The sequence below is a fragment of the Pseudomonas sp. 273 genome (assembly GCF_029201425.1).
GTDB lineage: Bacteria > Pseudomonadota > Gammaproteobacteria > Pseudomonadales > Pseudomonadaceae > Pseudomonas > Pseudomonas delhiensis.
Genome location: NZ_CP116775.1, coordinates 3,164,333 through 3,186,668, shown reverse-complemented (window position 1 = coordinate 3,186,668; position 22,336 = coordinate 3,164,333). Strand labels below are relative to the sequence as shown.

General features: G+C 73.5%; 18 protein-coding genes. All 18 read left to right on the top strand.

Translation table 11 applies throughout. The features are described from left to right. Positions 1-190: 190 nt before the first annotated feature. The 18 genes from PKO50_RS14920 (at position 191) to PKO50_RS14835 (ending at position 22,330) form a co-directional block, all read left to right on the top strand. A complete protein-coding gene (locus PKO50_RS14920; RefSeq protein ID WP_275630167.1) occupies positions 191-1,780 on the top strand; it encodes a phage tail sheath C-terminal domain-containing protein in 1,590 nt (529 codons plus the stop codon). Positions 1,781-1,793: 13 nt separating this feature from the next. Further along, positions 1,794-2,318: a phage tail protein gene (locus PKO50_RS14915; RefSeq protein WP_074980862.1), complete on the top strand. Its 525-nt coding sequence runs from the start codon at positions 1,794-1,796 to the stop codon at positions 2,316-2,318. 4 nt (positions 2,319-2,322) lie between these two features. Continuing rightward, on the top strand, positions 2,323-3,030 hold the full coding sequence (locus tag PKO50_RS14910) for a hypothetical protein (RefSeq protein ID WP_275630166.1): 708 nt from the start codon (positions 2,323-2,325) through the stop codon (positions 3,028-3,030). A 266-nt stretch (positions 3,031-3,296) separates the two neighbouring features. Next, positions 3,297-3,737: a hypothetical protein gene (locus tag PKO50_RS14905; protein ID WP_275630165.1), complete on the top strand. Its 441-nt coding sequence runs from the start codon at positions 3,297-3,299 to the stop codon at positions 3,735-3,737. Next, positions 3,734-5,044, top strand: a complete 1,311-nt coding sequence (locus PKO50_RS14900; RefSeq protein ID WP_275630164.1) for a DUF4255 domain-containing protein — start codon at positions 3,734-3,736, stop codon at positions 5,042-5,044. Before PKO50_RS14905 ends, PKO50_RS14900 begins: the two co-directional genes overlap by 4 nt. Next, positions 5,041-6,939 carry an ATP-binding protein gene (locus PKO50_RS14895; RefSeq protein WP_275630163.1) on the top strand — a complete coding sequence of 633 codons (1,899 nt, stop codon included), beginning with the start codon at positions 5,041-5,043 and terminating at the stop codon, positions 6,937-6,939. Before PKO50_RS14900 ends, PKO50_RS14895 begins: the two co-directional genes overlap by 4 nt. After that, a complete protein-coding gene (locus tag PKO50_RS14890; protein ID WP_275630162.1) occupies positions 6,936-7,232 on the top strand; it encodes a hypothetical protein in 297 nt (98 codons plus the stop codon). The genes PKO50_RS14895 and PKO50_RS14890 overlap by 4 nt, the downstream gene beginning before the upstream one ends. Beyond that, positions 7,229-8,761 (top strand): DUF4157 domain-containing protein, encoded by a 1,533-nt coding sequence (locus PKO50_RS14885; RefSeq protein WP_275630161.1) that lies wholly within the window; start codon positions 7,229-7,231, stop codon positions 8,759-8,761. The genes PKO50_RS14890 and PKO50_RS14885 overlap by 4 nt, the downstream gene beginning before the upstream one ends. A gap of 27 nt (positions 8,762-8,788) precedes the next feature. Beyond that, complete coding sequence (locus PKO50_RS14880) at positions 8,789-11,563, top strand: DUF4157 domain-containing protein (protein WP_275630160.1); 2,775 nt, start codon at positions 8,789-8,791, stop codon at positions 11,561-11,563. 15 nt (positions 11,564-11,578) lie between these two features. Then, positions 11,579-12,232 carry a hypothetical protein gene (locus PKO50_RS14875; protein WP_109936473.1) on the top strand — a complete coding sequence of 218 codons (654 nt, stop codon included), beginning with the start codon at positions 11,579-11,581 and terminating at the stop codon, positions 12,230-12,232. After that, the gene (locus PKO50_RS14870; protein ID WP_275630159.1) at positions 12,229-12,588 is read left to right on the top strand and encodes a hypothetical protein; all 360 of its coding nucleotides are present in this window, start codon (positions 12,229-12,231) and stop codon (positions 12,586-12,588) included. Before PKO50_RS14875 ends, PKO50_RS14870 begins: the two co-directional genes overlap by 4 nt. Then, a complete protein-coding gene (locus PKO50_RS14865; RefSeq protein ID WP_275630158.1) occupies positions 12,585-13,724 on the top strand; it encodes a hypothetical protein in 1,140 nt (379 codons plus the stop codon). Before PKO50_RS14870 ends, PKO50_RS14865 begins: the two co-directional genes overlap by 4 nt. Beyond that, on the top strand, positions 13,721-14,230 hold the full coding sequence (locus PKO50_RS14860) for a phage baseplate assembly protein V (protein ID WP_275630157.1): 510 nt from the start codon (positions 13,721-13,723) through the stop codon (positions 14,228-14,230). Before PKO50_RS14865 ends, PKO50_RS14860 begins: the two co-directional genes overlap by 4 nt. Position 14,231: 1 nt before the next feature. Next, the gene (locus PKO50_RS14855) at positions 14,232-14,552 is read left to right on the top strand and encodes a hypothetical protein (protein ID WP_109936470.1); all 321 of its coding nucleotides are present in this window, start codon (positions 14,232-14,234) and stop codon (positions 14,550-14,552) included. Between the two features lie 2 nt (positions 14,553-14,554). Next, a complete protein-coding gene (locus tag PKO50_RS14850; protein ID WP_109936469.1) occupies positions 14,555-14,923 on the top strand; it encodes a GPW/gp25 family protein in 369 nt (122 codons plus the stop codon). Then, the gene (locus tag PKO50_RS14845) at positions 14,920-17,481 is read left to right on the top strand and encodes a putative baseplate assembly protein (RefSeq protein ID WP_275630156.1); all 2,562 of its coding nucleotides are present in this window, start codon (positions 14,920-14,922) and stop codon (positions 17,479-17,481) included. Before PKO50_RS14850 ends, PKO50_RS14845 begins: the two co-directional genes overlap by 4 nt. Further along, positions 17,481-20,264, top strand: a complete 2,784-nt coding sequence (locus PKO50_RS14840; protein WP_275630155.1) for a putative baseplate assembly protein — start codon at positions 17,481-17,483, stop codon at positions 20,262-20,264. The genes PKO50_RS14845 and PKO50_RS14840 overlap by 1 nt, the downstream gene beginning before the upstream one ends. Further along, positions 20,261-22,330 carry a hypothetical protein gene (locus PKO50_RS14835; RefSeq protein ID WP_275630154.1) on the top strand — a complete coding sequence of 690 codons (2,070 nt, stop codon included), beginning with the start codon at positions 20,261-20,263 and terminating at the stop codon, positions 22,328-22,330. Before PKO50_RS14840 ends, PKO50_RS14835 begins: the two co-directional genes overlap by 4 nt. Positions 22,331-22,336 lie beyond the last annotated feature (6 nt).

Here is a 22,336-nt window from a genome sequence, read left to right as displayed (position 1 = left end):
CCTGACCTCGCAGCAAGGACGCGATCCCCCCATCCCCCTTCCTGCCACGCCGGGCATCGATGCCCGTCTTCCCGATCGCGTGCTGTCCTGCAGTCCGCATCGTCCTCTGTGCACCGAGTAGTTCAATACCCGGTCCGCGCGCCGTTCTGCTGAGACCGGACTTCAGAGTGATTGCTGAGGAGTTCCGCTCATGCCGTCCAACCTCACCTACCCCGGCGTCTACATCGAAGAAGTACCCAGCGGCGTGCGCAGCATCACCGGCGTCGCCACCTCCATCACCGCCTTCGTCGGCCGTGCCCTGCGCGGCCCGGTGAACCGCCCGGTGCGCGTGCAGGGCTTCGCCGAGTACAGCCGGCTGTTCGGCGGCCTGTGGCAGCCGAGCACCCTCGGCTACGCGGTCATGCAGTTCTTCCAGCACGGCGGCAGCGACGCGCTGATCGTCCGAGTGTTCAACGGCGACCTCGACGACGACACCGCCACCCTCACCCTGGCCACCGCCGGCGGCAGCCTGGTGCTCGCCGCCGCAAGCCCGGGCGCCTGGGGCAACCGCCTGCGGGCGACGGTGGACCACGCCACTCGCGACAGCGCCGACACCCTGCTGTTCAACCTGCTGGTGGAGGAACTGGACCGCCCCGGCGGCACCACCACCGTGGCCTCGGAAGTGTTCCGCAACGTCTCGGTGGACCCGCTCAGCCCGCGCTTCGTCGACACCCTGCTCAAGGAGCAGTCGGCGCTGGTCCGCGTGCTCACCTCGGCGCCGACCACCGAGAGCCCCGCCGACGCCACCGTCGCCGTGGCCAACGAGGACGGCACGGCCACCGCCGCCGGCAGCCTGGGCGACGACGGTGGCGACCTCGACGATGGCGCCATCACCGGCGACCAGGACCTGCGCAGCGGCCTCTACGCCCTGGAGGCGGCCGACCTGTTCAACCTGCTGTGCATCCCGCCGCTGACCCGCGACACCGACCTCGACCCCGCCACCTGGGCCACCGCCGCCGGCTACTGCCAGGAACGCCGCGCCGTGCTGATCATCGACTCACCGGCGGACTGGACGGCCAACCCGGGCAGCGCCATCGGCGATGCCGAGGATGGAGTGAACGCCCTGCGTGCCAGCGTCGGCAACGACGACGCGATCAACGCCGCGGCCTACTACCCGCGCCTGCGCCTGGCCGACCCGCTGGCGGAGAACCGCCCGGCGGACTTCGCCCCCTGCGGCGCGGTGGCCGGGATCATCGCCCGCACCGACGTGCAGCGCGGCGTGTGGAAGGCGCCGGCGGGCCTGGCGGCGTCCTTCTCCGGCGTGCAGGGCCTGACCTACGCCATGACCGACCGGCAGAACGGCGTGCTCAACCCCCTGGGCCTGAACTGCCTGCGCAGCTTCCCGGTGGCCGGCCATCTGGTGTGGGGCTCGCGCACCCTGGCCGGCGCCGACCTGCTGGCCTCGGAATGGAAGTACCTGCCGGTGCGGCGCCTGGCGCTGTTCCTCGAGGAAAGCCTGTTCCGCGGCACCCAGTGGGTGGTGTTCGAGCCCAACGACGAGCCGCTGTGGGCGCAGATCCGCCTCAACGTCGGCGCCTTCATGCAGGACCTGTTCCGCCAGGGCGCCTTCCAGGGCAGCAGCCCGCGCGAGGCGTACTTCGTCAAGTGCGACCGCGAGACCACCACCCAGAGCGACATCAACCGCGGCGTGGTGAACATCCACGTCGGCTTCGCCCCGCTCAAGCCCGCCGAGTTCGTGGTCATCAAGCTGCAGCAGATGGCCGGCCAGGTCGCCGTCTAGGGAGGAACCTTCCATGGCACAGTTCAGCGTCAACGCCCAGCGCTTCGATCCGTACAAGAACTTCAAATTCCGCGTGAAATGGGACGGCCGCTACGTCGCCGGCATCAGCAAGGTGGGCGCCCTGAAGCGCAGCACCGAACTGGTCGAGCACCGCGAGGGCGGCGACCCCTCCACCTCGCGCAAGTCGCCCGGGCGCACCAAGTTCGAGGCCATCACCCTGGAGCGCGGGGTGACCCACGACACCGAGTTCGAGCGCTGGGCCAACAAGGTCTGGAACTTCGGCGCCGGCCTTGGCGCGGAAGTGTCGCTGAAGGACTTCCGCAAGGACCTGATCATCGAGGTGTACAACGAGGCCGGCCAGCTCGCCCTGGCCTACAAGGTGTTCCGCTGCTGGGTCTCGGAATACCAGGCGCTGCCGGACCTGGACGCCAACGCCAACGCGGTGGCCATCCAGACCCTCAAGCTGGAGAACGAAGGCTGGGAACGCGACTACGACGTGACCGAGCCGACCGAACCCAGCTACAACGAGCCGGCCTGAGGCCATGGCCGCGCTGAGCTGCGCGCAGCTGCTGGCGCTCTGGGAACAGGGCGCGCGCCGCCACCCGCTGGACCGCGCCCTGCTGCTGTTCGCCCAGGCCGCCCCGGAACGCCCGCCGGAAAGCCTCGCCGACGCGCCCCTGGGCGCCTGCAATGCCGCGCTGATGCGCCTGCGCCGCGAGACTTTCGGCAACCGCCTGGCGCTGTGGCTGGACTGCCCCGGCTGCGGCGAACGCCTGGCGTTCGAACTGGAGCCGGCGCAGTTCCCGCCGCTGCAGGCGCCGCCGGAACAGGTCGAGGTGCAGGGCCTGCGCTTCCGCTGCCCGGCCAGCCGCGACCTGGCCGCCATCGCCGGCCTGGCCGACGCCGAGCACGCCGCGCGGCAACTGCTGCTGGCCTGCGCGGAAGACGCCACGGCGCTGCCGCGGGACGAGCAGGCCCTGGGCGAGCTGCGCGAAGCCCTGGAAGCCGCGCTGGAGGCGGCCGATCCCTGGGCCGACCTGGCCCTGGCCTACCGTTGCCCGGCCTGCGGCGCGGAGGGCGAGGCCAGCCTCGACGTCGCCGCCTACCTGTGGGAGGAGATCGACGGCAGCGCGCGGCAACTGCTCGACGAAATCCACCTGCTGGCCCGCGCCTACGGCTGGAGCGAGGCGCAGATCCTCGCCCTGGGCGATGCGCGCCGCGCCGCCTACCTCGCGCGGGTGGCGCCATGAGCGGGCTGCTGCGCCGCCTCGCCGCCCAGGCCGGCGGCCAGCGCGGAGCCATCCTCCATGCGCCGGCGCGCCTGCCATTCCAGCCGGCGCCCGAACGGCTGGACTGCGGCGAGGCAAGGCTACCGGCAGCCCTGCCCGGCGCGGCGCTGCCAGCCCTCATGGAGTTGCCCGCATCACCGGCCATCACGCCCACGGCAGCCGTGCCACCAGCCCGGCCACACGCGGCCGCGGCGCAGAGGCCGGGTGAAGCGCCGCCGGCTCCAGCCGTGCAAGCCGAGGAATCTTCGCCCGTCCAGCAACCCAGGCTTCCCGAGCTGCTGCTGGCCGAGCAGCCGTTGAATCTGGTCATCCACGCCCCCGGCGGCGCCCCGGCGGAAACAGCCGCGCCCACGCCCGTGGCGATGCACGAGACGCCGCCCCATCACCAGGCCCCGACCAGGGCCGATGCCACACCGCCCTCGCCCACCACCCCGCGCCTGCCGCCACTACTCGCCCCCATGGCGCCAGCGACCGCGCCCCAGCCCAGGGTTGCGCCACCCCAGGCCGAACCGGTGCCGCGGCAACCCGACGAGGTGCATATCCACATCGGCCGCATCGAGGTCACCGCCATCCAGGAAACCGCGCCCGCCCGCCGCGAGGCGCGCAAGGGCCCGCCGCCGCTGTCGCTGGACGACTACCTGGCGCGGCGCAACGGAGACCGGCGATGAGCAGCGCCCTGGCCATCGCCGGCGTCACCGCCGTGCTGCGCGACCGCCTCAACGACGGCCTGGTCAACCACAACGTCGCCGGCACCCTGGGCACCACCGTGACCGTCAGCGTGCTGCCGCCGGACCGCGTGGTGCCGGCCGACGGCACCGAGGCCAGCCAGCTCAACCTGTTCCTCTACCAGGTCACGCCCAACGCCGCCTGGCGCAACCAGGGCCTGCCCGGGCACAGCGCCGACGGCAGCCAGCGCCTGGGCAACCCGCCCCTGGCGCTGGACCTGCACTACCTGCTGTCCGCCTACAGCGGCGGCGACCTGCACGGCGAAATCCTGCTCGGCTACGCCATGCAACTGATGCATGAGTTCCCGGTGCTCACCCGCGAGATGATCCGCACCGCGCTCAGCACCTCGCCGGACCTCGGCCTGGTCCTCCCCGCCGCGCTGCAGCGCCTCGCCGAGTGCGGCCTGGCCGACCAGGTGGAGCAGCTGCGCATCACCCCGCAAACGCTGAACACCGAGGAAAGCGCCAAGCTCTGGGCCGCCACCCAGTCCAGCTTCCGCCCCAGCGCCGCCTACCTGGTGTCGGTGGTGCTGATCGAGGCCGAGCGCCCTACCCGCGTGCCGCTGCCGGTGCTCAGCCGCGGCCAGGTCGACGCGGACAGCAGCCGCGAGCGCGGCGTGCTGGTCGCCCCCGGCCTTGCGCCGGCGCTGCCGACCCTGGAAGCCATACTGCCGGCCGACGCCCAGCCGGTGGCGCGCCTGGGCCACGCCATCGAGTTGCGCGGCCACCACCTGGACGGCGCGGCCCGCGAGGTGCGCCTGGGCAACCCGCGCTTCGAGCTGGACGAGGTCCTGCCGGCCAGCGGCGCCAACCTCGGCGACAGCCTCGGGCTGCTGATCCCCACGGCCCGCGCCGCCGACTTCCCGGTCGGCGTCTACGCCGCCTGCGCCCGCCTGGTGCGCCCCGGCGAAAGCCTGCCGCGGGAAAGCAACCGGCTGGCCTTCACCCTGGCCCCGGAAATCACCAACCTGCCGCAGAACCTGGCCCGCGACGGCGACGGCAACGTCCTGGTGAACATCGCCTTCACCCCCGAGCTGCGCCCCGGCCAACGCGCCAGCCTGCTGCTCGGCCAGCGCGAAGTGGCGCCGCAGGCCTTCGCCGCGCCCACCGCCAGCCTCGACTTCCTGATCGAGAACGCCGAGGCCGGCGAACACCTGGTGCGCCTGCGCATCGACGGCATCGACAGCCCCATCGTCGACTACGCCCAGGCGCCGCCGCGCTTCCTCGACCAGCGGCTGACCCTCACATGAACGCCCCCGCCGCCCCGGACTGGACCGCCGCCAACCAGCGCCTGCTGGCGGCCGAATTCGCCCGCCTGCGCGCCCTGCTCGGCGACGGCGAGGCGGACGAGGCCCAGGCCCGGCTGGACGCCCTGCGCGCGGCGATGGACGAGCCGGCGGCCATCGACAGCCTGGCGCGGCTGTTCGCGCTGAGCGCCTTCGAGCGCGACCTGCTGCTGCTCGCCGCCGGCGTGGAGATGGACGCCCGCCTGGCCCAACTGTGCGCCCAGGCCAGCGGCCAGCCGGCGCGGCCCTGGGCCACCTTCGGCCTGGCCCTGGCAGTGCTGCCGGCGGCGCACTGGAGCGCCCTGGCGCCGCCGGAACCGTTGCGCCGCTGGCGCCTGCTGGAAGTCGACGAGCACGCCGGGCTGACCGCCGGCCGCCTGCGCATCGACGAGCGCGTGCTGCACTTCCTCGGCGGCCTCAACTACCTCGACCCGCGCCTGCAACCGCTGCTGCAGGCAGTGCCGGACGCCGGGCTGATGAGCCATGCCCACGCTGCAGTGGTCGCCGCGGCCATCGAGCGCTTGCAGCACGGCCACGGCCGCCTGCTACCGATCCTCCTGCACGGCGACGACGCCCTCGGCCAGCAGGATGTCGCCGCAGGAATCGCCCGGCGCCTGGGCGTGACGCTGTTCCAGCTGCGCGCCGCCGACATCCCCGCTGCGGCCCACGAACAGGCGGCCCTGGCCATCCTCTGGCAGCGCGAGGCGGCCCTGCTCGGCAGCGCCTTGCTGGTCCGCGCCGGCGACGACGACAGGCCATTGGCGCCCTTCGCCGCGCGCCTGGACGGCCTGTTGCTGGTGGCCAGCCGCGCGCCCTGCGGCCTGGACGGCGAGGCCTTCGCCGTCGACCGCCCGGACGTGCCGGAACAGCGCCGCCTGTGGCGCGAAGCCCTGGGCGAGCAGGCCGGCGCCCTGGCCCCGAGCCTCGATGCCCTGGCCGGCCAGTACCGTCTCGGCGCCCGGCGCATCGCAGACATAGCCGCGCAGCTGGACGCCAGCGACCAGGCCCCGGCCCGCCTGCACGCCGCCTGCCGCGGCGACGCACGGGCCATGAGCGAACTGGCCCAGCCCATCGAGGCCCGCGCCCAGTGGCATGACCTGGTGCTGCCCGAGGCCCAGTTGCAGACCCTCCGGCAGATCGCCGTGCACACCCGCCACCGCCTCACCGTGCACCACGACTGGGGCTTCGCCGACGGCGGCAGCCGCGGCCTGGGCATCGCCACGCTGTTCTGGGGCGACTCCGGCACCGGCAAGACCCTCGCCGCCGAAGTGCTGGCCAACGCCCTGGACCTGGCGCTGTACCGCATCGACCTGTCGGCGGTGGTCAGCAAGTACATCGGCGAGACCGAGAAGAACCTGCGCCGCGTCTTCGACAGCGCCGAGGAACTGGGCGCCATCCTGCTGTTCGACGAGGCCGACGCGCTGTTCGGCAAGCGCAGCGAGGTCAAGGACAGCCACGACCGCTACGCCAACATCGAGGTCAGCTACCTGCTGCAGCGCATGGAGGCCTACCGCGGCCTGGCGATCCTCACCACCAACCACAAGGCCGCGCTGGACGGCGCCTTCGCCCGCCGGCTGCGCTTCGTGGTGCACTTCCCCTTCCCCGACGCGGCCCAGCGCGAGGCCCTGTGGCGCGGCGTGTTCCCCGCCGCCACGCCGCTGGCCGGGCTGGACTACGCCCGGCTGGCGCGCCTGGCGGTGCCCGGCGGCAGCATCCGCAACATCGCCCTGGCCGCGGCCTTCCTCGCCGCCGAGGCCGGCACCGCGGTAGGCATGGGGCACCTGCTGCGGGCGGCGCACCTGGAAGCGGCGAAGCGCGACAAGGCGATCTCCGACGCGGAGACGAGGGGCTGGGTATGACGCGCATCGTGCTGCACATCGACCGCCTGCTGCTGCGCGGCATCGACCCGGCGGACGCCGACGCGCTGGCGGCGGCCTTGCGCCAGGAGGTCCAGCGCCTGCTCAGTGTCAGCGGCTTGCCGCCCTTGCAGGAGCAACCGCGGCGCGCACGCCGCCCGGACAAGCTGCGGCTCGCCGCCGATGCCGGCGTGCAGGGGCTCGGCCAGGCCGTGGCCGCGAGCCTGGTGCACGGGCCCCAGGGGCTCTGGCCGCAGGCGCCGCGCGGTGCGAAGGAGGGAGGGCCGCAGCCATGATCGCCACCCACGGCACCCGCGAGCCCTCGCCCGCCAGCGGGGCCGACTGGCTGCTGCAGCGCAAGTGCGCCTGCGGCGGCGATTCCGGCCCCCAGGGCCAGTGCGAGGAATGCGAACGCGAGGAACAGGCGGCCCTGCAGCCCAAGCTGTGGGTCGGCGCCCAGGACGAGCCACTGGAGCGCGAGGCCGACCGCGTCGCCGAACAGGTCATGGCCGCCGAGCCGCCGGCGAAGGTCACGGCCGCCAGCGGCGCGCTGGCGCGCAAGCCCGTAACCGCAGGCCCCGACGCCGGCCAGGCGCCCGGCATCGTCCACGACGTGCTGCGCGAACCGGGCCAGCCCCTGGCCGCCGAGGCGCGGGGCTTCTTCGAACCGCGCTTCGGCCACGACTTCGCCCGGGTGCGGGTGCACGCCGATACCAAGGCAGATGCCTCGGCCCAGGCAGTCCAGGCCCGCGCCTATACCGTCGGCCACGACCTGGTGTTCGCCGCCGGCCAGTACCGCCCGCAAAGCCCCGAAGGCCGCCAGTTGCTGGCCCACGAACTGACCCACGTGCTGCAGCAGGGCCCCGGCCTGCACCGCAAGCCGGCCGACAAGCCCAAGGCCGCCGCCCCCGACCCGCTGTGCGCCAAGTTCGACTTCGACAAGGCGCGCAAGGCGGTCGAGGCCCAGGCCAAGCTGGCTGCCAAGGGCGACCTGCTGCAGCTGATCCGCGCGCTCAAGCCGATCCGCCGCTGCGCCAGCGCCGCCCAGCAGACCGAGGTCAAGAGCGCCCTGGCCAGCGCGCTGGCCGCCGACAAGGCGGACGAAGCCTGGAAGGCCGCCGGCACCGCCTTCGGCGGCTACGTCGGCTTCTACCCGGGCTTCGCCCCGGACATCAAGACGCACCTGGGCAAGCTCGGCGCCAGCGAATCGCTGGCCTCCGACACCTTCGAACTGTCCGGTGAGGGCGCCACCCACAAGTCGCGGGCCAAGAAGACCGCCACCGCCGACCTGGGCGACCTGGGGCGCACCGACATCGTCTACTTCCGCGGCCACCAGTACGCCCAGTACAAGGCCCCCGGCCTGTTCGCCAACGGCGACGAGACGCAGGGCTTCGACCTGCGCTACGTCCAGAAGGCCGGCGGCTTCGCCAACGTCAAGCTGATGATCAGCACCAGCTGCGCGACGCTCTGCAAGGAGGCGGTGGCGGTCTTCACCAGCCTGTTCCCCAACGCGGTGATCCTCGGCTACCGCAAGTCGGCACCACTGCAGGGCGCGGCGGTGCGCAGCGACCTGACCAAGCGCATCAACGAGCTGAACCGGCCGCTGCTGATCGACGACCCCGTCGACGTGGCGGCCATCGTCTCGACCTGGAAGTCGGTGGTCGAGTCGCGCCACAAGGGCGAGACCGGCCCGCAGCCGGGCATCCTCCAGGGCGGCACCGTGACCTACTGGGACGGCTCGGCCTGGCAGACCATCGCCGCCACCGACGCGAAGAACGCCTGCAAGGTCAAGGGAGACTTCCGTGACCAGTACCCGGCGCCCTGAGGGCATGAAAACCATCGGAGGCCGGCGGTGAACAGCCACGCCAGCCTGGCCCCGGCCGCCACCGGCGAACAGCCGGCGACGCTGCTGCAGCGCAAGTGCGCCTGCGGTGGCGAAGCCACCGGGCTCAGCGGCGAGTGCGAGGAATGCCGGCGCGCCCACGCCCTGGGCCTGCAGCCACGCCTGGCGGTGGGCGCCAGCGACGACCCGCTGGAGCGCGAGGCCGACCGCGCCGCTGCCCAGGTGCTGGATGCCGGCGCTGCCAGCGAAGCCTCGCCAGGCATCGCCACGCCACGCATCAGCCGCCAACCGGAACGCCCCGCGGCGGCGGCCGGGCAGGCGCCGGGCAGCGTCGACCAGGCCCTGCGCGCCGCCGGGGAGCCGCTGCCACTGCCGGCGAGGGCATTCTTCGAGCCGCGCTTCGGCCACGATTTCGCCCGGGTGCGCGTGCACCACGACGCCACGGCGGCCGACTCCGCCCGTGACGTCGAGGCCCACGCCTACACCGTCGGCCAGCACATCGTCTTCGCCCGCGGCCGCTACCAGCCGCACACGCCCAGCGGCCGCGCGCTGCTCGCCCACGAACTGGCCCACGTCGTCCAGCAGCGCGGGGCCGCCGAGCGGACTGCGGAACAGGCATTGCAACTCGGCGCGCCGGGCGACGCCCTGGAACAGGAGGCCCACCGCGCGGTGCAACGGCTGGGCGCGGGCGGGCCGGCCGGGGTCGACGGCGCCTTGCGCCGCCAGCGCGTCCAGCGCTTCTCGGTCACCGAGGAAGCCGCTGGCGGCTGCGGCATTTGCTACGGCGCGGTGTTCGGCCCGCTCGGCACGGCGGAAGCCGGCAACGCCGCCCACGCCATCGTCCAGCTGGCCTTCGTCGCCCGCTTCCCCCGTGGCCGCGTGGAGCTGCCGTTCAGCAGCCCGACCGACGAGAACGGCCGCCTGGACCTGGCCATCGTCACCCGCGAGAACGGCATCCCGGTGCGGGTGCAGATCGGCGAGATCAAGGCGGCGACGCCCCACGGCGAGCGCGAGGGCGTGGACGACCTGGACTTCTACGAAGCCGCCGTGCAGGAAGCCTTCGCGGTCGAGAACCCGGCCGTGGAGGTCGAGCGCCTGCGCACCAGCATCCCCGTCGGCCGCGGCCTGCCCATGCCGGACCCGCTGGCCGCCTCCGCCGGCTGCCTGCAGCAGCGCCTGTCGGTGGTGATGATGCAGCCCGGGCTGTTCGGCTACTTCTGCGCCCCGCCCTTCTCCGAGGCCCGCCGGCTGTGCTCCTGCCGGCCGCCGCGGCGCGAACGCGAGGACGTGGAGGTGCCGGTCCCGGTGCCCGTGCCGCGCACGGTGCCGCAGCCCCACTCGGTTCCCGGCACGCCACCGGTGGTGGACAGCGTGCCCGAACCCAGGCCCGAACCGCAGCCGCACCCGACGCCCGAGCCGGAAACCGAACCCGTGCCCGACACCCCGCCGGACAACGTGGTGCCCTTCCCCGGCCGGCCCAGCCCGGGAACGGAGGAAGAAGGCGCGCCCCAGGAAGACGGCGAGTGGGTGCCCCAGGCGGCGCGGGTCGGCTGGCTGGGCGCGGCGCTGACGGCCACCTCGCTGCTGATGCGCTCGGCCCTGCGCAATGCGCCCCAGGCAGCCGGGCGGCGCGTCACCGCCTACGCCCAGGCCTTCGCCGTAGTCGCGCTGCTGGTGTTCTATGCCGGACGCGCCGAGGCCCGCGTGGGCCCGGGCGAATCGCCGCTGGAAACCCTGTTCGAAGCGATGCACGACGACGGCATCGAGGTGCCGCCGGAGCTGCGCGAGCGCCTGGAGCACGACGAAGCCCTGCGCAACACGCTGGAGCAGGCGGCGCAGACCGGCGACCTCAGCGCCGCGCAGCAGCAGATCGCCAACCAGATGATGCGGGTGATCGCCGAGAACCCCGACGCCTTCAGCGACGAGGACCTGCAAGTGCTGGCCAGCGCCACTGAAATGGCCAGCGGCGGCGAGGTGGCCACGCAACCCACCCTGGAGGCCATGCGCGCCGCGCTCGAAGCCCGGCGCCGCGGCGAACCGGCCGACGCGGGTGGTGGCGGCGACGCGGATACCGATGCGGACGCCGCGGCCGAGCCGGCGCCCGCCCCGACGCCGGCGGAACCGTTGCCGGGCATCTCCGACGAACTCAACCGGCGCCTGGCGGCCAACCCCGAGGTGCGCCGGCTGTTCGACGCCATGACCCGCCGCGGCGGCAGCGGGCCGAGCGTCACCGACGAAGTGGTCGAGCGCTTCCTCGCCATCGTCCCCGCCGACCTCGCCGGCGCCGAGGCCGACCGGCTGATCGCCGGGCTCGGCGGCGTGCAGGGGCAGACGGTCGACGAGGTTCTCGCCAGCCTGCAGGCCGCGGTGACCACGGTGCGCACGCCGGCCGGCAGCGAACCCGACGCCGAACCCAGCGAGGACGATGCGGCCACGCCCACACCCGCGCTGCCCGAGCCGGCGCCGGCCACGGCCGAGGCCGCAACGCCTTCGGAAGTCGGCCGGCGCATCGCCGCGCTGCTGGCGCGCTCGCCCACCATCGGCCGCATCCTGGTGCCCAAGACCAGCCTGGCGGTCGGGCAGACGGTGGTGACCTTCGTCGCCCGCCAGCGCGGGGAGTACGTGGTGGGCGCCTTCGTGCGCCTGACGCCGACGCAGCGGCTGAGCGACGACAGCTGGCGCGTCACCCTGCACCGCTCCAGCTGGTTCAACGCCTCCGGGTTGTTCGTCGAGCAGTGGCCCGCGACCGACCAGACCACGGAGCTGACCTATGCGAACCCTTGAGGACAGGAGGCCGGCATGACGCTGAGCAGCTCACCGCGACTGATCAAGGCCGGCCTGGTGCTGGTCGACCCCGGCTCGGCGCAGGTGCGCCGGGTGATCGCCCTGCAGTACAACCCCGAGAAGCTGCGCCGCAGCCTGCAGGTGCAGGGCATGGGCGATGGTGCCGAGCGCTCGGACGCGCTGCGCCTGAAGGGCCCGGCGGTGGAGACCTTCCAGCTGGAGGCGGAGATAGACGCCAGCGACCAGCTGGAATTCCCCGAGCGCGACAGGACCGCCAGCGAAGTCGGCATCGCCCCGCAGCTGGCGGTGCTGGAGGCGCTGGTCAACCCGCGCGCGGCCGACCTGCTGGCCAGCCAGGCGCAGGCGGCCTCGGGCATCCTCGAGATCGCCCCCCTGGAATCGGACCTGGCCCTGTTCGTCTGGGGCGCCCAGCGCATCGTGCCGGTGCGGGTGACCGACTTCTCCATCAGCGAGGAGGCCTTCGACCCGCAGCTCAACCCGATCAACGCCACCGTCACCCTCGGCCTGCGCGTGCTGTCCGTCGCCGACCTCGGCTTCGAGCACAAGGGCGGCGGGCTGTTCATGGCCTACCTGCAATCCCGCGAGAAGCTGGCCGGCAAGGCCGCCACCTTCGGTTTCGACGCCCTCGGCATCGGAGGCCTGCCATGACCGACCCGCTCAAGGCCTTCCTCCAGGCCAACGCCCTGACCGCCCCGGCCTTCGCCCCGGACAGCCGCTACCACGGCCTGGACATCGCCCAGTGGACGCGCCCCGACGGCGTGGCGCTCAGCTACGTGCGGCGGCGCTTCGTGCCGCCGCCGGAGCACTTCGCCGCCCTCGGCGAGCACCAGGTGGAAGCCGGCGACCGCATCGACAACCTCGCCGCCCGCTACCTGGGCGACCCGCAGCAGTACTGGCGGCTGTGCGACGGCAATGGCGCGCTGCGCCCGGACGAGCTGACCGAAACGCCCGGGCGGACGCTGCGCATCACCCTGCCCGAAGGGGTGCCGGGGGACGAATCGTGAGCAGCGCCATACACCTGAGCCTGCTGATCGGGCCCATAGTGCCGATCCCGGTGCCGGCGCTGCTGATCGACGCCCTGGAAGAGGTCAGCGTGACCCATGCCAGCGAGGGCGCCAGCGGCTTCCAGCTGCGCTTCAAGGTCAACAGCCACTCCGAGCTGAACACCCTGTTCCTGATCGCCGTGGGCAACAACACCAGCCTGGGCACGCCACCGCTGCGGGTGGTGCTGATCGTCACCCTCGGCGGGCGCGCGCAGCCGCTGTTCGACGGCGTGCTGACCCACGTCGGGGTGCAGGCCGGGCAGGACCGCCAGGCCGGCAGCATCACCCTGACCGGCGAGGACCTGAGCAAGGTGATGGACCTGATCGACTTCTCCGGCCTGCCCTACCCGGCCATGCCCATCGAGGCGCGGGTGGCGCTGATCTGCGCGAAGTACGCGGCCTTCGGCATCATCCCGCTGCCGATCCCGGCGCTGTTCCCCGACGTGCCCATCCCCATCGAGCGCATCCCCGCCCAGCAGGGCACCGACCTGGCCTACGTCCGCCAGCTCGCCGAGGAGGTCGGCCACGTGTTCTACATCGAGCCGGGCGAGGTGCCGCTGACCAGCATCGCCTACTTCGGCCCGGAGATTAAGGTCGGCCCGCCGCAGCCGGCGCTGAACGTCGACATGGACGCGCACACCAACGTCGAGTCGCTGAACTTCAGCTTCGACCCGACCAAGGGCGTGCTGCCGGTGGTGTACATCCAGAACCCGCAGACCCGCGCGCCCATTCCCATCCCGATCCCCAACCTCAACCCGCTGCAGCCGCCGCTGGGCGCCCTGTCCGCGCCCATCGCCAACCTGAAGATGATGAAGGACACGGCCAAGCTGAACCCCATGCAGGCCATCAGCGCCGGCCTGGCCGAGGCGAAGAAGTCCCAGGACGCGGTCAGCGCCAGCGGCAGCCTCGACGTGCTGCGCTACGGCCGCGTGCTGCGCGCGCGGCGGCTGGTGGGCGTGCGCGGCGCGGGGGTGGCCTACGACGGCCTGTACTACGTCAGCAGCGTCACCAGCACCCTGGCCCGCGGCAAGTTCACCCAGAGTTTCCAGCTGACGCGCAACGGCCTGGTCTCCATCACGCCGAGGGTGCCCGCATGAGCCAACGCTACTACGGCAAATACCGCGGCATGGTGCTGAACAACGTCGACCCCCTGCAGCAGGGCCGCCTGCAGGTGCAGGTGCCCGACGTGGCCGGGCTGGTGCCGGCGAGCTGGGCCATGCCCTGCGTGCCCATCGCCGGGCTGCAGAACGGCATGGTGGCGCTGCCGGTGATCGGCTCCGGGGTCTGGGTGGAATTCGAGCAGGGCAACCCCGACAGCCCCATCTGGGTCGGCTGCTTCTGGGGCAGCGCCGCGGAAGTCCCGGCGCTGGCCCTGGCCACCCCGCCGGGGCTGCCGGCGATCACCCTGCAGACGCCGCTGCAGAACGGCCTGACCATCTCCGACCTGCCCGGCCCCACCGGCGGCATCATGCTCAAGAGCGCCACCGGGGCGACGCTGATCGTCAACGACACCGGCATCTACATCCAGAACGGCAAGGGCGCCGCGCTCACCCTGGTGGGCCCGGCGGTGACCATCAACAACGGCGCGCTGACGGTGATCTGAGATGCCCGGGCCTCTTCTGCATGTCGGCGCCACGGTGCTCTGCGCCCATGGCGGCACCGCCACTCCCACCGCGCCCAACCCGCGGGTGCTGGTCGGTGGCCAGCCGACGGTGCTGATGAGCGCGCCCTACGTCATCGCCGGCTGCCCGTTCAACGTCTCCGGCGGCCCGGTGCCCTGCGTCACCGCGCAATGGCTGGTGGCGGCGACGCGGGTGTTCAGCAACGGCCAGCCGCTGCTGCTGATGGACAGCCAGGCGGTCTGCGCGCCCAACGGCACGCCGCTGCTGCCGGTGGCGGCGCAGACCCGCGTGATCGGGAGCTGAACATGACCCAGCGACTGTACTTCCCCTACCGCTTCGACGGCCACGGCCGCACCCGCGACGCCGACGAGGCCACCTGGATCCGCGGCCTGATCGAGCAGGTGCTGTTCACCGCGCCGGGCGAGCGGGTGATGCGCCCGGACTTCGGCAGCGGCCTGCGCGAGCTGGTGTTCGCGCCCAACAGCCCGGAGCTGGCGGCCACCGTGCAGTTCCTGGTGCAGGGCGCGCTGCAGCAGTGGCTGGCCGGGCTGATCCTGGTCGAGGGCGTGGAGGTCAGCGCCGTCGAATCGCGCCTGGCGGTGCAGGTGCAGTACCGCATCCGCCGCAACGACGCGCTGCACTCGGCGCTGTTCGTCCAGGGAGGCGCGCCATGATCTACCACTGCTGCGAGGAACACCGCCGCGCCCTGGTGGACGCCCACCCCACGCTCAACGGCATCGACTACCTGGAAGTGCTGGACCAGGACGCGCCGCCCGGCAGCCCGCGCCAGCGCACCCTGCTGGTGCGCCTGCTCAAGCCGGTGCCGGCGGCGCTGGGCCTGGACAACCTGCACATCGAGGGTGGCGAGCGGGTGCGCCACATCGGCATCCTCTGGCTGGGCAGCGCCAGCGCGCCACCGGCCCAGGCCAGCGCCGCCGAGCAGGCGCTGTTCGCCGCCCTGGCCGAGCCCGACCGGGTGCTGGTGGTGCGCACCGACAGCGAAGGCGACCACTCCAGCTACCGCCTGCGCCTGCACCGGGCCGGCGCCGAACAGCCGCTGGCGGACTTCGACCCGCGCCTGTCGGCGGTGGACTTCGCCTTCAAGGTCGAGTGCCCCAGCGACTTCGACTGCCGCCCGCAAACCGACTGCCCCGGGCAGCCTCCGGCCAGCCCGGACCTGAACTACCTGGCCCGCGACTACGCCAGCCTGCGCCGCCTGGTGATGGACCGCCTGGCGCAAGGCATGCCCGGCTGGCGCGAACGCAGCCCGGCGGACCTGGCCACCACCCTGGGCGAGCTGATCGCCTATGTCGGCGACCTGCAGCACTACCAGCTGGACGCCATCGCCACCGAGGCCTACCTGCACACCGCGCGGCGCCGCAGCAGCCTGCGCCGCCACGCGCTGCTGGTGGACTACCACCTGCACGAGGGCTGCAACGCCCGCGCCTGGCTGCACCTGGAGGTCAGCGGCGGGCCCTTCGCGCTGCCGGACGGCCTGCGCTTCTACACCCGCGTGCCCGGCGTGCCGCGGCGCCTGCTCGCCGACTCGCCGGAGGAGCGCCGCGCCCTGGAAGCGGCGCCGCTGGTGTTCGAACCGATGCACGGGGCGAACCTGGACGCGGCGCACAACCGGCTGTTCTTCCACACCTGGAGCAACGAGCGCTGCTGCCTGCCGGCCGGCGCCACCACGGCGACCCTGCGCGGCCATTTGCCCGGCCTGGCCGTGGGCGACGTGCTGGTGCTGCAGGAAGTGCTCGGCCCGCTCACCGGCGAGCCGGCCGACGCCGACCCGGCGCGCCGCCATGCGGTGCGCCTGACCCGGGTGCGCGCCTTCGACGGCAGCGATCCGCTGGCCGATCCCCTGGACGGCAGCCCGGTCACCGAGATCGCCTGGCACCCCGGCGACGCCCTGCCCTTCGCCCTGTGCATCTCCAGCCAGAGCGACGACGAGCACGGCAATGCGCGGCTGGAAGATGTCAGCGTCGCCCTGGGCAATATCGTGCTGGTCGACCACGGCCGCAGCGTCGCCGGCGAAGCCCTGGGCAGCGTGCCGGCGCCGCTGCTGAGGTACCCGGGCAGCGGCGGCGCCTGCCAGCGCCAGGCGCCCGAGCCGCTGCCGCCGCGCTACCGGCCCTTGCTGGCGGAGGGCCCGGTGACGCACCGCGGCCGCGTGCAGCGGCGCATCGTCGAAGGCGGCCTGCAGCGCCGCCAGTGGGTGTTCTTCGATGCCACCGACTCGGCCAGCGCCGCGCTGCGCTGGCGCGCCGCCGACGCCCTGCCCGAGCTGCGCCTGGAGAGCGGCGCCGCCCCGGACCTTTGGAGCGTGCAGCGCGACCTGCTGGACAGCCACGCCGACGACCGCTGCTTCGTCCTGGAAACCGAGCAGGACGGCAGCGCCCGCCTGCGCTTCGGCGACGACCAGCACGGCCGCCGGCCGGACAGCGGCAGCGCCTTCCGCGCCTTCTACCGCGTCGGCAACGGCACCGCCGGCAACGTCGGCGCGGACGCCATCGCCCATGCAGTGAGCGCCGAAGGGCGCATCCGGTGGGTGTGCAACCCGCTGCCGGCCCGCGGCGGCGTCGAGCCGGAAGGCCCGGCCCAGCTGCGCCGCGCCGCGCCCCAGGCGTTCCGCACCCAGGAACGCGCGGTCACCCCGGCCGACTACGCCGAGGTCAGCGAACGCCTGGCCGGCGTGCAGCGCGCCGCCGCCAGCCTGCGCTGGACCGGCAGCTGGCACACGGTGTTCGTCACCGTCGACCGCGAGGGCGGCGCGGCGGTGGACGCCAGCTTCGCCGTGGAGCTGGTCGAGCACCTGGAGCGCTACCGCATGGCCGGCCACGACCTGCGGGTGGACGAGCCGGTGCACGTGTCGCTGGAGATCGAGCTGCTGGTCTGCGTGCGCGCCGGCTACTTCCGCAGCGACGTGCGCCGCGCGCTGCTCGACGTGCTCGGCTCCCGGCGCCGCGCCGACGGCGCCCCGGGGTTGTTCCACCCGGACAACTTCAGCTTTGGCCAGACCGTCTACCTCAGCCCGCTGTACGCCGCGGCGCGCAGCGTACCCGGCGTGGCCTCGGTGCAGGTCAAGCGCTTCCAGCGCCTCGGCCAGGCCGACGCCAAGCCCCTGGCCGATGGCTTCATGCGCCTGGGCCGGCTGGAGATAGCGCGCCTGGACAATGACCCCGACTTCCCCGAGCACGGCGTGCTGCACCTGGAACTGCACGGAGGCAAATGATGAACGGCAAACCCGAGTGCGACTGCTGCGCCGGCGTCGAGGCCGACACCCCGCGGCGCATCGACAACCCGCCCGGCCTGCCGGCGCTGGACTACCGCAGCGGCCGCCACGGCGACTACCTGGCGAGCCTGCGGGCGCGCCTGTCCAGCACCGACTACCCGGCCCTGGCGGCGCTGACCAGCCGCGAGGACAGCGACTTCACCCTGGCCCTGGCCGACGCCCTGGCCTGCTCGCTGGAAGTGCTGGGCTTCTACACCGAGCGCTACGCCCAGGAGCACTACCTGCGCACCGCCACCGAACAACTGTCGGTGCGCCAGCTGGCGCGGCTGATCGGCTACCGCCCGGCGCCCGGGGTGGCCGCTTCCACCCACCTGGCCTTCACCCTGCTGGAAACCCCCGGCGCGCCGAGCGAGCCCATCGTCATCCCGCCGGGCACGCGGGTGCAGAGCGTGCCCGGCCAGGGCGAGCAGGCGCAGACCTTCGAGACCACCGCGCCGGCGCCGGCGCGCGCCGAGTGGAACGCCATCGCGGTGCAGGCCAGCCGCCCCTGGCAGCCGCAGAGCGGCGACACCGGGCTGTGGCTGGCGGGCCTGGCCACCGGCCTGCAGCCGGGCGACGCCCTGCTGATCGTCGGCAACGAGCGCCTGGCCGACCCGGGCAGCGAACGCTGGGACATCCGGGTGCTGGCCAGCGTCGAGCCGGACACCGCCAACCAGCGCACCCGGGTGCGCTGGACCACGCCCCTGGGCAGCCGCTTCCCGAGCATGGCCCCGGCCGCCGCCGGCGTGCAGGTGTTCGCCCTGCGCCAGCGCGGCGCGCTGTTCGGCCACAACGCGCCGGACCCGAACCTGCTGGGCAACGACGACTCCAACATCGCCCAGCAGATCGACAAGGCCGATGCCGACGCCTGGCAATGGAAGAACTTCGTGCTCGACCCGGCAGCCGTCGACCTCGATGGCGACAACCCGAAGCTGGTCGCCGGCGGCTGGTTCGCCCTGGTCTCCAACCAGGCCGGCCTGGGCAGCGCCGACCTGCCCGGCTACACCGAGCTGTACCGCATCGCCCGGGTGGCGCACCGCAGCCGCACGGCCTTCGCGCTGTCGGCCAAGGTCACCCGGCTGACCCCGGACACCCAGGAGCACCTGACCGCCGAGCGCTTCCCGCTGCGCCGCACCCTGGTCCTGGCGCAGAGCGAGGCGCTGGCCGCCACGGCGCGACCACTGCTGTACCCGGTGCAGGGCGACGAGCTGGTGCTGGGGCGCCGCGTCGAAGGCCTTGCCCCGGGGCAGCCGCTGGCCCTCTCCGGCGTACGCCAGCGCCTCGCGGTGCTGGCCGGGGGCCTGGCGCTGCAGCTGGACGACGGCGGCAGCGCCGCCCTGGGCGAAGGCGACGAACTCTTCATGCTCGCCCCGGCCGACCGCCTGTATGGCGCCAGCGCGGTGGCCCAGGACGCGGAAACCTTCGCCGGGCTGCTGGGCAGCCCCGCGGTGAACCTGCGCCTGCACCTGCTGGACCGCGACGGCCGCAGTGGCCGGCTCAGCGCCAAGGCCAGCCAGTTGCGCCTGGCCGAGGCGCGCAAGGGCGACGCCGTGGTGCGCCAGGTGGCCTTCATCGCCGACGGCGACGACGCCCTGGCGCTCGACCGCGACTACACCCGCATCAAGCTGCGCGCCGCGTTGCAGTACGTGTTCGAGCGCGCCAGCCTGCGCGTCAACGCCAACCTGGCGCCGGCCAGCCACGGCGAGACGGTGGAGGCCATCCTCGGCGACGGCGACGCTGGCCAGGCCAACCAGCGCTTCGCCCTGAACCAGGCGCCGCTGACCTACGTCGCCGCCAACACCCCCAGCGGCCGCGCCTCCACCCTGGAGCTGCGGGTCAACGACGTACTCTGGACCGAGGCCCCGACGCTGTACCGCGCCGCCGCCGACGCCCACGGCTACGAAACGGCCCAGGACGAGGCGGGCCTCGCCACCCTGCAGTTCGGCGACGGCCTCGAAGGCGCGCGCCTGCCCAGCGGCCACAGCAACGTGCGGGCGCGCTACCGCAAGGGCCTGGGCAGCGCCGGCAACCTCGCCGCCGGCAAGCTCACCACCCTGCTCTCGCGGCCGCTGGGCGTCAGCGAAGTGGTCAACCCGGCCGCGGCCAGCGGCGGCGAGGACGGCGAGCCGCTGGAGCGGGCGCGGGCCAATGCGCCGCTGACGGTGCTGACCCTCGACCGCGCGGTATCGGTGGCCGACTACGCCAACTTCGCCCGCGCCTTCGCCGGCATCGACAAGGCCCATGCGCTGTGGATCCCCGCCGGCCCGGCGCGCGGCGTGTTCCTCAGCCTGGCCGGCGTCGACGGCGCGCCCGTGAGCGAGGACGGCGCCACCTACGGCTTCCTCCGCGACGCCCTGCTGGCCTACGGCGACCCGCTGCTGCCGCTGCGCCTGGCCAGCTACCTCGACGCGCGCTTCCGCTGCCGGCTGGCGGTGAAGCTGGCCCCCGGCTACGAGTCCGGGCCGCTGCTCACAGCGGTCGAGGCGGCGCTGCGCGAGCACTTCGGCTTCGCCCGCCGCGACTTCGGCCAGACCGTCTCGGTGGACGAGCTGGCCGCGGTGGTCCAGCGCCTGCCCGGCGTGCTGGCGGTGCAGGTCGCCCGGCTGTACCGCCAGGACCAGCCGCCGGCGCTGAAGCCACGGCTGTTCGCCGCGCTGCCGGTGCCCTCGCTGACCGGCCTGCCCCAGGCCGCGGAACTGCTGACCCTGAGTGATGCGCCAATGGAACTGGAGGTGCTGCCATGAGCCTGGATGCGCAAAGCCTGTACGCCCTGCTGCCGGCCATCCACCGCGTGCGCGACGCCGAGATCGCCGCCGCCGAAGGCCTGGACCGGGGCCCGCTGGAGGAACTGCTGGCGCTGCTGGCGGAACAGCTCGGCGTCGCCGAGGAAAGCCTGGAGCAGCTCTACGACGACCTGTTCATCGAGACCTGCGGCGACTGGGTGGTGCCCTACATCGGCGACCTGATCGGCTACCAGGGCCTGCACCGGGTGGTGCCCAAGGTCGCCAGCCCGCGCGCCGAGGTGGCCCACACCATCGCCCTGCGCCGGCGCAAGGGTACCGCCACGGTGCTGGAGCAGCTGGCCCGCGACGTCACCGGCTGGGACGCCCGCGCGGTGGAGTACTTCCAGCGCCTGTGCGCCACCCAGTACATGAACCACCCGCGCCCGCAGGCCGTGCAGGCGCCGGACCTGCGCCAGGGCGAGGCGCTGGAATGGCTGGGCACCGCCTTCGAGAGCGCCAACCGCAGCGTCGACGTGCGCAACATCGAGTCCGGCCGCGGCCGCCACAACATCCCCAACGTCGGCCTGCACCTGTGGCGTATCCAGGCTTATGCGCGCAGCCAGGTGCCCTGCCCGCGCGCCGGCGTGCGCCGCTACCGGGCGAGCCCGCTGGGCCAGGACGTGGCGCTGTACAACCGGCCGCAGGCGGAGGACGACATCGGCCACCTGGCCGAGCCGGACAACGTGCCCTGGCCGCTGTCGCGCCGGCGCCTGGCCGCGCACCTGGCCCGCCACTACGGCGTGCGGGCCGACGCCACGGCGCCGCTGGACAACCCGCAGCCGAGCCTGCAGCTGTGGGTCGACGGCGTGGCCATCGAGCGCGACCGCATCTGCATCTGCCACCTGGGCGACGACGGCGGCGGCTGGGCCCATACGCCGCCGGATGGCCTGTATTCCATCGACCCGCGGCTGGGGCGCATCGCCCTGCCCGGCGACGCCGCCGACCCCGCCGAAGTCCGCCTGACCTGGCACGAAGGCGCCTGCGCCGACCTCGGCGGCGGCGAATACGAGCGCGGCGCCGACCTGCCCGTGCCGCCGGAAGAGCGCACGCCGGTGCGCGTGCCCGGCGACCAGCCGACCCTGGCCGCGGCCCTGGCGCAGGTCGCCGGCGACGGCGTGGTGGAGATCAGCGACAACGGCCGTTACGAAGAGGCGCTGGACATCGAGGTGAGCGCCGGCGGCGCGGTGGAAATCCGCGCCGCCAATGGCTTCCGACCGCTGCTGGCGCTGACCGCGCTGAATGTCAGCGGCGGCGCCGACGCGGCCTGCCTGCTCAACGGCCTGCTGATCGCCGGCGCACCGCTGCGGGTGCCGGCCGCCCCGGGCAACGCCCTGGCGCGCCTGGAGCTGAAGCACTGCACCCTGGTGCCGGGCATCGCCCTGGACGCCACCGGCCTGCCGACGCAACCGGCCACGCCGAGCCTGCAACTGGAAGTGCCCGGCCTGCGCGTGGAACTGACGCGCTGCATCCTCGGCGCCGTCCGCGCCCACGAGCACGCCGAGGTGGCGGCCAGCGACTGCCTGGTCGATGCCCTCGCCCGCAGCGCCGTGGCCCTGGCCGCCGGCGACGGCGATTCGCCGGGGGCCAGGTTGTCGCTGGACGCCTGCACGGTGGTCGGCAAGCTGCACACCCGCGAGGTGGGGCTGATCTCCAACAGCATCCTGTTCGCCGAGCTGGCCACGGCCGACACCTGGCCCGCCGCGGTGCGCGCCCTGCGCAAGCAGGTCGGCTGCGTGCGCTTCAGCTGGCTGCCGCCCGGCTCGCGGGTGCCGCGCCGCCACCACTGCCAGCCGGACACCGCCGGCTCGGGCATCGCGCCACGCTTCACCTCGCTGCGCTATGGCACGCCCGCCTACGGCCAACTGGCCGGTTCGACGCCGGTGGAAATCCTCCAGGGCGCCGACGACGAGAGCGAGATGGGCGTGCTGCACCACCTATACGGCGCGCAACGCCTGGTCAACCTGCGCATCCGCCTGGCCGAGTACCTGCGCGTCGGCCTGCGCGCCGGCAGTTTCCACGAATCCTGAGGAACC

Excerpts from the sequence above, each read along its gene's own strand:
- PKO50_RS14920 (WP_275630167.1), top strand. The coding sequence starts at position 191 with ATGCCGTCCAACCTCACCTACCCCGGCGTCTACATCGAAGAAGTACCC.
- PKO50_RS14915 (WP_074980862.1), top strand. The coding sequence starts at position 1,794 with ATGGCACAGTTCAGCGTCAACGCCCAGCGCTTCGATCCGTACAAGAAC.
- PKO50_RS14910 (WP_275630166.1), top strand. The coding sequence starts at position 2,323 with ATGGCCGCGCTGAGCTGCGCGCAGCTGCTGGCGCTCTGGGAACAGGGC.
- PKO50_RS14900 (WP_275630164.1), top strand. The coding sequence starts at position 3,734 with ATGAGCAGCGCCCTGGCCATCGCCGGCGTCACCGCCGTGCTGCGCGAC.
- PKO50_RS14895 (WP_275630163.1), top strand. The coding sequence starts at position 5,041 with ATGAACGCCCCCGCCGCCCCGGACTGGACCGCCGCCAACCAGCGCCTG.
- PKO50_RS14890 (WP_275630162.1), top strand. The coding sequence starts at position 6,936 with ATGACGCGCATCGTGCTGCACATCGACCGCCTGCTGCTGCGCGGCATC.
- PKO50_RS14885 (WP_275630161.1), top strand. The coding sequence starts at position 7,229 with ATGATCGCCACCCACGGCACCCGCGAGCCCTCGCCCGCCAGCGGGGCC.
- PKO50_RS14875 (WP_109936473.1), top strand. The coding sequence starts at position 11,579 with ATGACGCTGAGCAGCTCACCGCGACTGATCAAGGCCGGCCTGGTGCTG.
- PKO50_RS14870 (WP_275630159.1), top strand. The coding sequence starts at position 12,229 with ATGACCGACCCGCTCAAGGCCTTCCTCCAGGCCAACGCCCTGACCGCC.
- PKO50_RS14860 (WP_275630157.1), top strand. The coding sequence starts at position 13,721 with ATGAGCCAACGCTACTACGGCAAATACCGCGGCATGGTGCTGAACAAC.
- PKO50_RS14855 (WP_109936470.1), top strand. The coding sequence starts at position 14,232 with ATGCCCGGGCCTCTTCTGCATGTCGGCGCCACGGTGCTCTGCGCCCAT.
- PKO50_RS14850 (WP_109936469.1), top strand. The coding sequence starts at position 14,555 with ATGACCCAGCGACTGTACTTCCCCTACCGCTTCGACGGCCACGGCCGC.
- PKO50_RS14845 (WP_275630156.1), top strand. The coding sequence starts at position 14,920 with ATGATCTACCACTGCTGCGAGGAACACCGCCGCGCCCTGGTGGACGCC.
- PKO50_RS14840 (WP_275630155.1), top strand. The coding sequence starts at position 17,481 with ATGAACGGCAAACCCGAGTGCGACTGCTGCGCCGGCGTCGAGGCCGAC.
- PKO50_RS14835 (WP_275630154.1), top strand. The coding sequence starts at position 20,261 with ATGAGCCTGGATGCGCAAAGCCTGTACGCCCTGCTGCCGGCCATCCAC.